The organism is Salinicoccus siamensis, from assembly GCF_055391965.1.
This window is the reverse complement of record NZ_AP043765.1, coordinates 1,974,276-1,987,944: the sequence shown is the minus strand read 5'-3', so window position 1 is coordinate 1,987,944 and position 13,669 is coordinate 1,974,276. Positions and strand designations below refer to the sequence as shown.

At 42.9% G+C, this 13,669-nt stretch carries 17 protein-coding genes; 13 read left to right on the top strand and 4 right to left on the bottom strand.

What is annotated here, in order from left to right; translation table 11 throughout:
• Nucleotides 1-4 precede the first annotated feature (4 nt).
• Entirely contained in the window at nt 5-961 is a 957-nt protein-coding gene (trhO, locus tag ACZ5LF_RS10210; RefSeq protein ID WP_380569087.1) for an oxygen-dependent tRNA uridine(34) hydroxylase TrhO, read from the bottom strand.
• A gap of 259 nt (nt 962-1,220) precedes the next feature.
• Here trhO and queC point away from each other — a divergent pair, with 259 nt between their 5' ends.
• The 4 genes from queC to queF all read left to right on the top strand — a co-directional run bounded on the left by queC (nt 1,221) and on the right by queF (nt 3,580).
• On the top strand, nt 1,221-1,874 hold the full coding sequence (gene queC, locus ACZ5LF_RS10205; protein WP_380569090.1) for a 7-cyano-7-deazaguanine synthase QueC: 654 nt from the start codon (nt 1,221-1,223) through the stop codon (nt 1,872-1,874).
• A gap of 4 nt (nt 1,875-1,878) precedes the next feature.
• Nucleotides 1,879-2,292 (top strand): 6-carboxytetrahydropterin synthase QueD, encoded by a 414-nt coding sequence (gene queD / locus ACZ5LF_RS10200; RefSeq protein WP_380569092.1) that lies wholly within the window; start codon nt 1,879-1,881, stop codon nt 2,290-2,292.
• Entirely contained in the window at nt 2,289-3,008 is a 720-nt protein-coding gene (gene queE / locus ACZ5LF_RS10195; protein WP_380569095.1) for a 7-carboxy-7-deazaguanine synthase QueE, read from the top strand. The genes queD and queE overlap by 4 nt, the downstream gene beginning before the upstream one ends.
• Nucleotides 3,009-3,091: 83 nt before the next feature.
• Nucleotides 3,092-3,580 (top strand): preQ(1) synthase, encoded by a 489-nt coding sequence (queF, locus tag ACZ5LF_RS10190; RefSeq protein WP_380569097.1) that lies wholly within the window; start codon nt 3,092-3,094, stop codon nt 3,578-3,580.
• 33 nt (nt 3,581-3,613) lie between these two features.
• Here queF and ACZ5LF_RS10185 read toward each other — a convergent pair whose 3' ends face one another.
• Nucleotides 3,614-3,898, bottom strand: coding sequence for a hypothetical protein (locus ACZ5LF_RS10185; protein WP_380569099.1), 285 nt, complete (start codon nt 3,896-3,898; stop codon nt 3,614-3,616).
• A gap of 111 nt (nt 3,899-4,009) precedes the next feature.
• Between ACZ5LF_RS10185 and ACZ5LF_RS10180 the strand changes: the two genes are divergently transcribed.
• The 4 genes from ACZ5LF_RS10180 (at nt 4,010) to ACZ5LF_RS10165 (ending at nt 8,110) form a co-directional block, all read left to right on the top strand.
• Nucleotides 4,010-4,510, top strand: coding sequence for a GNAT family N-acetyltransferase (locus ACZ5LF_RS10180; RefSeq protein ID WP_380569102.1), 501 nt, complete (start codon nt 4,010-4,012; stop codon nt 4,508-4,510).
• 88 nt (nt 4,511-4,598) lie between these two features.
• A complete protein-coding gene (locus ACZ5LF_RS10175; protein WP_380569103.1) occupies nt 4,599-5,783 on the top strand; it encodes a dicarboxylate/amino acid:cation symporter in 1,185 nt (394 codons plus the stop codon).
• Nucleotides 5,784-6,016: 233 nt separating this feature from the next.
• Nucleotides 6,017-7,153 carry an MFS transporter gene (locus ACZ5LF_RS10170; protein ID WP_380569105.1) on the top strand — a complete coding sequence of 379 codons (1,137 nt, stop codon included), beginning with the start codon at nt 6,017-6,019 and terminating at the stop codon, nt 7,151-7,153.
• A 42-nt stretch (nt 7,154-7,195) separates the two neighbouring features.
• Nucleotides 7,196-8,110 (top strand): Rossmann-fold NAD(P)-binding domain-containing protein, encoded by a 915-nt coding sequence (locus ACZ5LF_RS10165; RefSeq protein ID WP_380569107.1) that lies wholly within the window; start codon nt 7,196-7,198, stop codon nt 8,108-8,110.
• A 40-nt stretch (nt 8,111-8,150) separates the two neighbouring features.
• On the opposite strand, the gene ACZ5LF_RS10160 is transcribed toward ACZ5LF_RS10165, so the two are convergent.
• Nucleotides 8,151-9,236, bottom strand: coding sequence for a LysM peptidoglycan-binding domain-containing protein (locus tag ACZ5LF_RS10160; protein WP_380569109.1), 1,086 nt, complete (start codon nt 9,234-9,236; stop codon nt 8,151-8,153).
• Nucleotides 9,237-9,481: 245 nt separating this feature from the next.
• On the opposite strand from ACZ5LF_RS10160, the gene ACZ5LF_RS10155 reads away from it, so the two are divergent.
• The 5 genes from ACZ5LF_RS10155 to ACZ5LF_RS10135 all read left to right on the top strand — a co-directional run bounded on the left by ACZ5LF_RS10155 (nt 9,482) and on the right by ACZ5LF_RS10135 (nt 12,625).
• Complete coding sequence (locus tag ACZ5LF_RS10155) at nt 9,482-10,096, top strand: Bax inhibitor-1/YccA family protein (RefSeq protein ID WP_380569111.1); 615 nt, start codon at nt 9,482-9,484, stop codon at nt 10,094-10,096.
• A 55-nt stretch (nt 10,097-10,151) separates the two neighbouring features.
• The gene (locus tag ACZ5LF_RS10150) at nt 10,152-10,871 is read left to right on the top strand and encodes a YebC/PmpR family DNA-binding transcriptional regulator (protein WP_380569113.1); all 720 of its coding nucleotides are present in this window, start codon (nt 10,152-10,154) and stop codon (nt 10,869-10,871) included.
• A gap of 17 nt (nt 10,872-10,888) precedes the next feature.
• A complete protein-coding gene (locus ACZ5LF_RS10145) occupies nt 10,889-11,662 on the top strand; it encodes an SDR family NAD(P)-dependent oxidoreductase (RefSeq protein WP_380569115.1) in 774 nt (257 codons plus the stop codon).
• Nucleotides 11,663-11,839: 177 nt separating this feature from the next.
• Nucleotides 11,840-12,043 carry an ATP-binding cassette domain-containing protein gene (locus ACZ5LF_RS10140; RefSeq protein ID WP_380569117.1) on the top strand — a complete coding sequence of 68 codons (204 nt, stop codon included), beginning with the start codon at nt 11,840-11,842 and terminating at the stop codon, nt 12,041-12,043.
• Nucleotides 12,044-12,097: 54 nt separating this feature from the next.
• Nucleotides 12,098-12,625 (top strand): ribonuclease FAU-1 family protein, encoded by a 528-nt coding sequence (locus tag ACZ5LF_RS10135; RefSeq protein WP_380569119.1) that lies wholly within the window; start codon nt 12,098-12,100, stop codon nt 12,623-12,625.
• 42 nt (nt 12,626-12,667) lie between these two features.
• On the opposite strand, the gene ACZ5LF_RS10130 is transcribed toward ACZ5LF_RS10135, so the two are convergent.
• Nucleotides 12,668-13,546, bottom strand: coding sequence for an SDR family oxidoreductase (locus tag ACZ5LF_RS10130; protein WP_380569121.1), 879 nt, complete (start codon nt 13,544-13,546; stop codon nt 12,668-12,670).
• Between the last annotated feature and the right edge of the window lie 123 nt (nt 13,547-13,669).

Sequence of the window (13,669 nt, the reverse complement as noted above, 5' to 3'; positions counted from 1 at the left end):
TTATCTATTGAGCATAGGCCTCTTCTTCAAGTTTTTTGATTTGTGCTTCGACATACTCGGGTGAGAGGTCATTTTCTATGATATATCTATTCCTTGAGTGCTTGCTGCATTCCAATGAACAACCACCAAGATGTTTCGCCTCATTTTCTTCTGAGGCAAGAATCTGATCGTTGCAATCCGGATTGGCACAGTTGATATAGCGCTCACAAGGCGTGCCGTCGAAATGGTCGCGCCCTACGATGTTATGCTCCACCTGGTTGACTGGAACTGTCAATCTTTCATCGAAGACATACATCATACCGTCCCAGTTTTGACCTTTTGCGACAGGATCTTTTCCGTAGGTAACGATGCCTCCGTGGAGTTGCCCGACATCTTCAAAACCCTCACGTTTCAACCATCCAGAAAATTTCTCGCAACGTATGCCCCCCGTGCAATATGTCAGTATGCGTTTGCCTTCAAGCATATCACGGTTTTCTCTTACCCAGTCAGGTAGGTCGCGAAATGTTTCCACTTCGGGGCGGATGGCACCACGGAAATGACCAACGTCATATTCATAGGTATTCCTGGCATCGAGCACAATTGTATCCTCGTCTTGCATCTGCTCAAGAAAGTCTGCAGGCGCCACATATTCACCTGTCAACTCACGTGGATTGATATCATCTTCCAGACTCAAGTTGACGAGCTCAGGTCTCGGACGCACATGCATCTTCTTGAAAGCATGACCCTCTTCCTCATCAATTTTGAAGGTGATTCCTTCAAAGAGTGGGTGCTCCTTCATATATGCCATATACTTCTCAGTATCCTCCACTGTGCCGGACACAGTACCGTTGATACCTTCTTCGGCTACAAGTATGCGGCCTTTAAGATCCATGCTTCTACATAGTTCAAGATGTTCTGAAGCGAATGCTTCCGGGTCCTCGATATCAACATAATAGTAGTACAGTAATACTTGATATTTCATTGTCTTTTCCACCTATCAATTATATTTGCAGGATATACCTGATAGTTGCATGAACACTTCATGCAATACTTCATTATACCAATAACCCGTCTGATTTTAAAGCCTCCCTTGTAAAAGTGGATATTCATGAAAGCGGCAGTATGATGAAGGGATAGAATTAACATCTTGGACATGATCCGATAGCTTGGATAGTGGAAATTTCCTATAAAAATTGATAAAATCATATAATTGGATATTTAGTGATGAGAGGTAGATGGCTATGAATAGGAAAAAGGCACTTGTTGTTTTCTCGGGAGGCCAGGACAGTACGACCTGCATGTTCTATGCAATTGCCCATTACGATGAAGTAGAGTTAGTCACTTTCAATTATGGGCAACGTCACAGCAATGAAATTGAAGTGGCAAAAAGTATAGCGGAGGAGCAGGGGCTTAAACATCATATATTGGATATGTCATTGCTTGGCCAATTGAGTCCTAATGCCTTGACGGCACATGACATGGAAATTACGAAAGAAGCAGATGAAGAGATGCCGAATACGTTCGTTCCAGCCAGAAATATGCTGTTCTTATCCTTTGCGACGGCGCTGGGTTATCAGATAGGCGCAGGTACAGTCATCACGGGCGTCTGTGAGACAGATTACAGCGGCTATCCTGATTGCCGGGATATTTTTGTCAAATCGATGAATGTAACGGCAAATCTTGCCATGGATCGCAACTTCGTCATAGAAACACCGCTCATGTGGCTCGATAAGAAGGAAACGTGGGCGATGGCAGACGATTATGGCAAATTGGAATATGTACGGGAAAAGACATTGACTTGCTACGAAGGGTTCATCGGCGATGGATGCGGAGAATGCCCGGCCTGCAGGCTTAGAAATGAAGGATTGAATGCCTACTTGAACGAAAGGGATTGAGATAATGAATTATAATACTCCGATGCATGACTATACATTTGAACTAAATAAAGACTTCAATTTTTCTGCTGCACACTATATTCCTGATGAGCGGGCAGGGAAATGCAGTAATGTGCATGGCCATACGTACCATGTGAATATTACGATTGCAGGAAACGAACTGGATGAATTGGGTTTCCTGGTCAATTTCGGGGAGCTCAAATCACTGATAAGTAGTGCGTTTGATCATACGCTCCTTAATGACCATAAACGTTTTAGGGATGTGCCCCCAACTTCAGAAACGATGGCTAAAACGATATATGAAATGGTGACGGAATATATATCCGAATTGGATAACAATCCGGTATGTCTTCAAGTTATTCTGAGGGAGACACCAACAAGTTATGTCGTATACCGTCCTAAAAAGGAGATGCGATGATGAGAGTCCCAGTACTGGAAATTTTTGGCCCCACATTCCAAGGGGAAGGTGCTGTAATCGGACAGAAGACCATGTTCGTCAGAACAGCAGGGTGTGATTATAGCTGCAGCTGGTGCGATTCGGCATTTACCTGGGATGGGTCTCAAAAGGATCGTATTAGAATGATGACGGGAGAAGAAATTTTAGCAGAACTAGATGGCCTTGCGCCAAACAACTATAGCCACGTTACCATTTCCGGGGGGAATCCTGCTCTGTTGAAAAACATGTCTGGCTTTGTGGAACTTGCCAAAGAAAGAAATATTCAGATGGCTGTAGAAACACAAGGTACCGTTTTCCAAGAGTGGATGAAAGACATTGACGATGTCACCATCAGCCCAAAACCGCCAAGCTCCGGCATGGTGACAGATTATGGAAAACTGGAGAAGGTAATGGCAGGGCTGGATGCTGGTGGGGCTTGCTATAATTTTAAAGTAGTGGTCTTTGATGAACAGGATTTTGAATATGCGGCACATATCCATCAGAAATATCCGGATGTTGCATTCTACCTGCAAGTAGGCAATCCATTCCTTGGAGATAATGTTGCAGACCATACCAACAAATTACTTGAGCGTTATAACAATCTAGTGGACATGACTATGAAAGACCAAAGAATGAATGATGCCAGAGTACTTCCGCAGCTTCACACATTACTCTGGAGCAACAAACAAGGCGTATAATGAGATGGAGAGGTTCTTAGCACCACCCTCTATAAAAAACTGAGGCATACAGCGGATGGCTGTATGCAAAAAGGAGTATTACAATGCATAATGAAAACACTAAAGATCTGAGTCTCCTGGGGAATCAGGAAGTGAAATACGACTTCGATTATAACCCTAAACTTTTGGAGACGTTCGATAACAAGTATCCTGACCGGGACTACTTTGTAAAATTCAATTGTCCTGAATTCACTACGCTTTGTCCCATCACGAATCAGCCTGACTTTGCGACTGTCTATATCAGCTATATACCAGACGTGAAAATGGTTGAAAGCAAATCATTGAAGTTGTACCTATTCAGTTACAGAAACCATGGTGGCTTTCACGAGAGCAGTATGAATCTGATCATGGATGATCTGATTGAATTGATGGATCCGAAATATATAGAAGTGTGGGGCAAATTCACCCCGCGGGGAGGGATCTCGATCGACCCATACTGCAATTATGGCCGTGCAGGAACCAAGTATGAAGAGATGGCGCACTACCGCATGATGCATCACGACATGTACCCTGAAAAGGTAGATAATCGATAAGAATAAATAAAGCGCCCATCCAGGGCGCTTTACTTATTCAGATACAGTCTTGTTGGACTTATTGAATGTAATGATTTTATACAAATGATATATCGCTCCGTAAAGTACTAGTAAGGGTGTGATGATGAGCAATAGGAAAAATAGAGTGCCTCCAAATTCACGCAAACCGAAATTCGAGAAAAACTCCTGCGTAGCAACATCCTCCAGCGGCGGATAGAATACAAAAATGTAGATTAAAGTAATGACTGCAAGTGTGAGTATGTAGAAAATCATATTGGTGATATGGTAGGGCATGGTGTACTTATCGAACTTAAACATATTAAAAAAACCCCTCTATATTCATTCTACAGACATTATACACTATAATAGGGCTATGTGAATATAAAAAAAGTGAAAATGATGAATTATGGAAATATTAGGAGGTATAATATGATCAGACAAGCAAGAAAAAAAGATTTGAGCCGGGTTATGGAAATAAAAGAAGCAGTCGTCCCCCTGATGGTTGCTGCAGGGAATACCCAGTGGAGTCCGGAGTACCCCAATGCCCAGCGCTTCACCAAAGATATAGAGGCGGGAACTTTGTATGTCTATGAATCGGATGAAGAGATAGTCGGGTTTGTGGTGGTGGATGATGAGCACCCCAAACCTTATGAAGAAATATCCTGGGAAGTGGAAGCTTCACAGGCGAAAGCAATGCATCGTATGGCAGTCGATCCTGGGGCACAGGGACAGGGAGTCGCCAGAAAAATGATGGAATCGATAGCGGAGATACTAGAGCAGCAAGGTATCAAAGGCATTCATACAGACACATCACTAGAAAATGAACGGATGCAGAAACAATTTGAACGTAATGGCTATCATTACAGAGGGAAGCTCCATCTCGATGATAATATAGAGGACTGGTATATCGCCTATGAAATAACATTTTAGCACTAGTGAATGCATTCTAATGTTTTTTTAACGCGCTTAGATGGTGTAGTATATAAGAGGGAACAACAATTGAATAGGAGGAGTTATTGTGAAATTGTTATTGAAGCTGATAACCGGCATCGTGGTCGGTATTGGCGTGGGTGCCCTATACTATGGGGTGGGTGGAGCAGGTGGTCTTGGAGCTTTCCTTGAATTCCTGGTCAGGTTGTTCATTACGATAAAGTCTATTATTGGAAGCTTCATATTCTTCATGATTCCATTGATTATACTCTTTTTTATCGCAAATGGAATTTCAAAGATAGGTATAGGATCCGGGAAAGTTGTCGGGGTCACCTTGGGTACAGCATACATATCGACACTTGGTGCAGGACTTCTTGCGTATATGGTGGCAATGATGGTGATGCCGCGCATCACTAATGGAGGCAGTGTCCCAGAAGAGGCAGCCGGCCTCGAACCCTTCTTTACATTTGAAATAGCACCATTGATGGATATACTTACAGCGCTTGTATTGGCTTTCGCCTTCGGTATAGTCATTACTCTCACGCGCTCAGAAGTGATGGAGAAATGGTTTGAGGAAGGAAAGAATATCGTTGAGTTTCTGATCCAGAAAGTTGTCATTCCAATTCTGCCGTTTTATATAGCTGGCGTGTTTGCAGAAATGGCTTCACAGGGGACGGTATTCAACACATTATCTGTATTTGGACTTGTACTGCTTGTGGCAGTCGCCCTTCACTGGATCTGGATCACTATCCAATATACGATTGCCGGTGCATTACTTGGCAAAAATCCTTTCAAGATGATTAAAACGATGATGCCTGCCTATTTTACTGCGCTCGGTACGATGAGCAGTGCAGCGACGATACCGGTCACCTTGCAGCAGACGAAAGATAATGGCATACGGGGGCGGATAGCAGACTTTGTCATCCCGCTTTGTGCAAATATTCATCTCTCGGGCAGTACGATAACGATAGTCAGCTGTTCAATTGCAGTCATGTCGGTATTGCCCGAATATCAGCTGCCAGGTTTTCTCGCAATGCTCGGTACGATAATGCTCCTTGGAGTAATCATGATTGCGGCGCCTGGAGTGCCTGGTGGTGCAATCATGGCAGCAAGTGGTGTCCTAGTCACCAACCTCGGCTTTACAGAAGCGGCTGTTGCCTTCATGATTGCACTGTATATGGCACAAGACAGCTTTGGTACAGCAGCGAATATTACAGGTGACGGAGCGGTTAGTGCCATTGTCGATGCCTACGAAAGAAAATTGAATAAATAGCGGGAAAAATTGCATATGAATGATTGCCCTTCAAATGTTCTACTTGAGAAAGTCGAGAGTTTGGAGGGCTTTTCTGTAGGCAATAAGAGAGGGAAATGAAAAGATTTCGGGTTTATATCACTTGTACGGCCAGAATTGGATGATCTGTAACATTTACGAGTCATAGAATCCCCAAGCGACTGGAAATATGTTTATAATAGTAGTTATGATTATATGGATAAAGGATGCACTCTATGAATAAGTTTTTGTATTTCATCATCGTCATTTGCTTTTTGGATCTGTTCATTCAGCTGCCAATCATCACCCCATTCGCATTATCACTTGGTGCTGATGAATATGCGGCAGGTATCATTGTAGCGATATATTCTTTGTTTAATATAGTGGGCAATATATTTGGCGGATTTTTCTCTGATAAACTCGGGAGAAAGAACATGCTGCTTCTCGGAATGGGCTTACAGATCTTCATTCTGTTGTTGTATACCGTAGTGCCGACTGTAGGACTTCTCATTGTCATACGGGTTATACATGGCTTTTCTAGTGGTTTACTGACACCCGCTGCATTCAGCCTTGTAGCTGATATATCCCGTAGGTCAGCAATTGGTAAATCAATGGCGTTGACTGGAGTATCCATAGGGGTTGCTGCAGTACTTGGGCCCGCACTCGGCGGCATCATATCCAGCCAGGCTAGCTACCAGATGGTATATCTTGTCATGTCGGGCATATTCGTATTTGGTATTCTGCTGATTCTCCTGACTGTCAATGAGAGTACAACAGTGAAGAGTCGTGAAGAGCACTATACTACGAACTTTGGTGAAATCATCATAAGGCCCTCCCTGATAGTGGCTTATATCTCTGCGTTCACTCTAATGGTTTCAAATGGTTCACTAGCATTCGGCCTGCCGCTTAAAGTTGCTGAGGTTGGATTATCGGACCAATCAACAGGCGCGATGCTTAGTGTATTTGGCATCACGGCCATCGTTATTTTTGCGAGTCCGCTCAATAGGATATACACAGACTATAGTCCGGTGTCACTTGTATCCTTTGGGGTTCTGATTGTAGGCTTTTCCATGATGGCTCTCCACATCGTCCCTACAGCTTTGCTGATCTATCTTGTGATGATCCTCTATGGTATTGGCTTTAGCCTGATTTTCCCTTCTATGAATAAGATAATTGGGCAAAATACGGAAATATATGAGCGGGGGAAAGCCAATGGGATATTCTATTCATTCTTTTCCCTGGGATCTGTAGCAGGTGCCTATTTATCGGGAATCTTTGCTACGTATTTTACAACTCCTTTCCTTTTCATTGGAATGATACTCATCATATTGCTGAGCGGCATCCAGTATGCACATAAGAAAAGTGGCGTTTAATATCTCCAGTCAAAGAAGCATAAGGACTAAGGGTGTGGTTATGTGAAAAATGTTTTGCTTATGGGTACCAACGGTAGAATAGGGGGAAATCTTTATGAAGAATTGAAAGGTGACTTCAATCTTTTTGCGTTTTCAAGTCCGAATCAAATAAACAACGAGATGGATATCACGTTTTTGAAAAAAGATCTGTTTATTTTACCTGAAGTGGAAGAAGCACTGAAGGGAATCGATACGGTGCTCTTTTTCGAAGACCCAATAATGCGGTTGAACAGGCAGACGCAAGGACGCTTTGAGGACTTTTATATTTTGATAGCGGACAATATCGCCAGAGCTGCGCAACTACATGAAGTCGAACAGATAATATTCATCGCAGATGAGGTCAGTGATCCTTATATTGTTGAAGTGCTGGCTGCGTTTGGTGCAAAGGTGCGGGTCACACAGACTCCAATTAAAAGATACGGCAAGACCCTATCCTACAAAACAACCGATTATAACAGTGTGCGGAGTGTACAGCGCGCTCGCCTGCCCCGTGGCTGGAACATCGAAGATGTTGGGAAATATTATTTTGACTGGCTCGATAATATACTTTACGGGCTCATCAATATCAGATATGAAAAACAAACAATCAACATGTACCTCCCCAAAAAGGCGCGCCCTATCCTCGTCATCGAATATGATGCAAAAAGCAGCTATAACGGTCTTGAAATCTATAGGATAAAGGGCGGCAGCCTATCGAAAAAATTAATGAATAAAACACCCAGGTTTGAATTCAGAGCACTGCCGGGCGGGGAAGATTTCCTTATGGCACTGCATGATTTTGAACCCAAGCTTTCCTGGGGCATCTACCAAATCGTACAGGCCCCTTTATACACATTGATCAACCGCATATATCAAGTGGAGATGATCATAAATAACCAGGCACCGGGCTCACATAATCGTCCTAATCTGGAACGATGAAAAAACGGGACAATCGATTAACCGATTGTCCCGTTTCATATTAGTGGATGAATGTATGGTTGGATACTTGTGATGAACTGATGGTCCTGAAGCTTTTAACACCTTTACCGCTACCGAAGTTCATTTCGGAAATGAGGATGGAACCGTTGGAATTGATGCGTTCCACTACGGCTACATGTCCAAAGCTCCATGCATAGTTCGTCCATGCTTCCGTCTGCATGATGGCGCCGACTGAAGGTGAATTGTTGACCCTATACCCTTCGCTTCTTGCTCCATTGTCCCAGTCGTAGGCGTTACCCCAATTGTTTCCGACAGGTTTTCCGAGCTGTTTGCGGCGTTCGAAGACGTACCATGTGCAATCGCCCCAGTAGTAGTAGTTCGTGCCGTATGATGTGCCTGAAGGAGCAGGCGCCGATATTTTATCAGAGATTGATGTATCGTTATTGGAATCCGGCTTGCTTACAGAGCTTGAACTTCCACTGACGCTCAACTTTTGTCCAACATAGATGACAGTTGAAGATAGGTTGTTCAAGTTCATGATTTTTCTGTATGTAGTACCGTATTTATTGGCAATTTTACTTAGCGTATCTCCGGATTTTACGGTATATGTACCATTAGAGCTTGCACTGGAGTCTGAGCTTGACGTTGAACTGGAGTCGGAGGTATTGGAACTGCTGGAACTACTAGAAGGTTTAGAACTTCCATCGACACTCAGTTTCTGACCCGGATAAATGATATGTGAAGAAATATTATTATTTTTCATTAATGTACGGTAATTCATGCCATGTGCAGATGCAATCTTGCTAAGTGTATCACCAGGTTTCACAGTGTATGTGCCGCTGGATGAATTGGACGTACTTGCTGATGAATTTGATGATGAGCTTGAACTCGAAGAGCTAGAGCTGCTTGAACCGCCTTCTACAGTAAGTTTTTGGTTAATGTAGATCATGTCTGAAGATAGGCTGTTCCAAGATTTGAGTTGGGCCACGGATACATTATTCTGGTTGGCAATCTTCCAAAGTGTGTCTCCACCTTGTACTGTGTATGATGATGCTTCAACCTGATCTGCGAGACCATATGTAGAGAGTGCAGCTGTAGCTGTAAGAGCTGTGATGGCTTTTTTCATGAATATATTGACCTCCTAAGATGTATAATTGAATATGTGGTATATGATTTGAATGTTCTGATACTTCCTTGTCTGTGATTACAAAACATATAGTACCAAATTAAGAGGACAAATAGTGGAATGTAATAAAACTGTAATATAAACTCAATAACATTAATATATTCAGAATATTCTTGTAACGATAGGGGGATAAACTCCCTACAAGAGGGTATATGAATCGTGTTGATTTGGAGGGGGACGATAGAATGGCAAGAAAATACGATGAGCGGATGGCTTGGCTCTATTTCCTTTATTACTGGGTGATTTTTGGGATTGGTGCGTACTTTGGACAGTATCTGCCAGAGGAGTGGCGACCGACAGCGTCTGCAATGGTTTTTGGAATATTGATGATCTCAATATTCGTCCGGGGTTTTAACCGTAGTGGGCCAGTCATAAGCCACTTGTACGCGGTTCTTATAGGGCTTGTGTCATATGGAGTGTTTGAAAATTTCATCAACGATTTTGGGGCTGGTACTTTCTACCGGATCATCCTGATGGGAATAATTGTATTCATCTTTTTCGGTGTTATTGGTTATTTTTTTCTCAGGGATGTTAGGCATTGGGGAAAGTATTTATTTATCGCGTTGTTGGTTTTAATTGTGGCAACGCTGCTTAACTTCTTTATTGACTTACCCTATTTGACATTGTCTCTTACAATTGTAGGTCTGATATTATATCTGCTCTACACAATCTATGACTTCAACAGGATGAAGAATGGTAAGTTCAGCCCAAGGGAAATGGGGTTCAACCTGTTCATCAATCTGCTCGTCATCATAAAAAGGCTCCTCAGGCTATATCGGTATGTTAACAATAGGAGATAGATGGTATAGAATGATATATAATAGCATATAAACTTTTAATGAAGGAAGATGAAGTATGGGGCGTAAATGGAATAACATTAAAGAGAAAAAAGCTCAGAAGGATAAGGATACCAGCCGCATCAATGCCAAATTCGGGCGGGAAATATATGTGGCCGCCAAAAAAGGCGAGCCTGACCCTGAGAGCAACCAGGCGTTGAAAGCTGTCCTGGATCGTGCCAAAACATACTCCGTACCAAAGCACATCGTAGATAAGGCGATTGATAAGGCAAAAGGCAGTAATGAAGAGGCATTTGATGAACTCCGCTATGAAGGCTTTGGACCGGAAGGCACGATGATTATAGTCGATGCACTTACAAACAATGTGAACCGCACAGCTTCCGATGTCCGTGCAGCCTTCGGGAAAAATGGTGGGAACATGGGGGTAAGTGGTGCAGTCAGTTATATGTTCGATGCGAAATCTGTGTTCGTCTTTGAAGGATTCGACCCGGAAAGTATAATGATGGAACTGATGGAGAAGGATCTCGATGTGGAGGACGTGAGAGAAGAGAACGACTTCACAGTTGTATACGGACCGCCTCAAGCTTTCCATGATTTGAAGAAATCACTAGATGGCATGGGGGTTGAAGACTATGAAGTGGCAGAACAGACGATGATTGCGCAAAACGAAGTATCATTGGACGAAACTTCAAAGGATCAATTTGAGACATTAATCGAAGCACTGGATGAACTGGAAGATGTGTCTAACATCTATCACAATGTTGATTTAAGCAAATAAATGGAGGAGGAAGCATAATGAACTTTGGCTATGAAGGTAAGGTTGCTGTAATTACAGGAAGCAGTCAGGGGATAGGACGAAAAACTGCCGAACAGATGGCTCGACTTGGGGCAAAAGTCATGCTTGTCGCTCGAGGTGAGAATCAACTTCAAGAAGCTAAAAAAGAAATAGCACAATTTGGGGAAGTGGATTACATTGTTGCCGATGTGAAAGAAAACGACTCAGCAGAACGGATCATCGAAGAAACAATCAAACGTTATGGCCGTTTGGATGTATTGGTCAATAATGCAGGAGGGTCATTTGCGAAACCATTTGAAGAAGTGGCAATTTCAGACTGGGAAGATGATCTGGACTTGAAACTGCTGGCAGCAGTCAGAATGTCCAAAGCTGCCCTCCCCCATATGAAGGAAGACGGTGGGGCAATCCTCAATCTGACGGCTGTCCTCGGTAAAACACCGCCGTCATCTTCATTGCCGACGACTGTTTCGCGTGCCGCAGGCATGGCAATGACAAAGGCAATGAGTAAAGACCTTGGAAAATATGGCATTCGGGTCAATACAGTGTGCATTGGCCTCATAAGGAGTGCGCAAATAGAAAAGAAATGGCAAAATGAAGCACCTGAGCTGACTTGGGAGGAATATTCGAAACTCGATCGCCATAATATTCCACTCGGCAGGATAGGAGAGACCGAGGAAGCAGCGAATGTCATAACATTCCTTTGCTCTGATCTTGCGTCCTACATTAGTGGGGACGCCGTCAATATAGATGGTGGCTCAGGCCATGCCTTATAGAGTATTAACGCCTACGGGCGTTTTTTTATTGCTTTAAAATTACACCAGCTATATTATTTAGAATAATACAATAGAATGTAAGCAAGAAGATGATTGGACTGGATATCGATTAAAAATGGGGGTGAGGTATATGAACCTTGAAGTGGTACAACTTGATAAATCGTTTACCGGAAAAAAGTGGTAGACTCAATCACTTTGTCTGTTGAATCTGGAACAATCCATGGGCTTTTGGGATTCAATGGGGCAGGTAAGACCACTTTCATGAAACTACTCAGTGTCATCTATAGACCAGATGATGGATGCAGAAGAAATTACAATTTCAATGAATCAGGAATTCAATATTCTGGGAATCGAATGATCAGCTGTGTCTGTAGAATTTAATCCTTCACATTCTTCCTCTGATTTTTGTATAATTGAGGGAAGGAGATGACCGTGATGAAAACCAAATATCTCGATAAAAGAGGATGGAGACGTCTTCTCCGCTCTGATTATAGAGAAAAGATCATCCATTATGAAGACGAAAAGATATTGGTGGGTCTGCTGGACATCCATAAGGTCCGCTCACCCCTGACCGTATCGATATTGGATGAGAAGGTGAAGGTGTGCGACAATCGATACAGTTGGTTGCAGATTCTTCCTGAAAAAAGGAAGTATAGCATAACTGTGATGTATGATGCCCGTGGCAAAGTACTGCAATACTATTTCGATATCAATATCAAGCACATCCTCGAACTCGGCAATGCCAGACGCAAGGATATTTATCTTGATGTCTTGGCTCTTCCAGATGGTCGTTATGAACTGGTCGATGAGAAGGATATAGCACGTGCCGTAAGAAGGGGCCATATATCAAAAAAACAATATGATTTTGCATATAAGGCTGCAAATGAATTAATGGGAGAAATTGATGGGAACTTTGAACGGTTCATCAGTTTGGCTGAATACTGTAAAAAAATGATGAAATGAAAAAGGCAGCAGGGAAGTGATCATTTCCCTGCTGCCTTTCTGTTAAGTTGTCGTGAAGCCCCCACCATTGACATGAAGGACCTGTCCCGTCATGTAACTTGAGTCTTCAGAGGCCAAAAGCACATAGCATGGAGCAAGTTCACTCGGCTGCCCACGCCTGCCCATCGGTGTTTCATGACCATGCTTTTCGACTTTCTCGGCATCGAAAGTGGCAGGGATGAGTGGGGTGTATATAGGGCCTGGGGCCACACCGTTTACACGAATCCCCTTATCCGCAAGATTGGCGGATAATGAACGTGTGAGTGATGTGATGGCGCCATTTGTTGCAGAGTACTCGATTAGCTCGGGAGAACCTCTATATGCGGTTACACTCGTTGTGTTGACTATGGCATCTCCTTTCTCAAGATGTGGAAGAGCGGCTTGAGCCATGAATATGAAACCATATACATTTGTTTCAAAGGTGGTCTTCAGCTGTTCTTCTGTAATTTCAAGGAGATCTTCAGTCGGATATTGCACACCGGCATGGTTGACCAGTATATTCAATTTACCGAAATTATCCACTGTAAATTCTACGAGTTCTTTACATTCGGATTTTTTTGTGACGTCAAATGACTTGATTTCACACTTCACACCATATGACTGCACAACTTTTTTAGTTTCCTCAGCATCCTTGTCCTCATCGAGGTAACCAATGACCAGATCTGCACCTTCTTTAGCATAAGCCACTGCCACGGCACGTCCTATACCGGAATCTCCACCGGTGATGATGGCGACTTTGCCTTTTAGCTTACCGCTGCCTTTATAATACTCTGCGTCGTATATGGGAGCTGGATCCATAGTATGTTCAGTGCCAGGTTGCTCTTCCTGGGTGTATCCTTTTATCTCTTCGTCAATGCGTTCATACTTGTTCTTGCTACTCATGTTAAATCTCCTTCCCTAATATTTAATGTAATGTGCATCTACCCGTTATTTTCATCATCTACACCCCAAAAGCTGATGATTGTAAAATAAAGTTTTTATGATAAGATTTTCTTATCAGTGAAA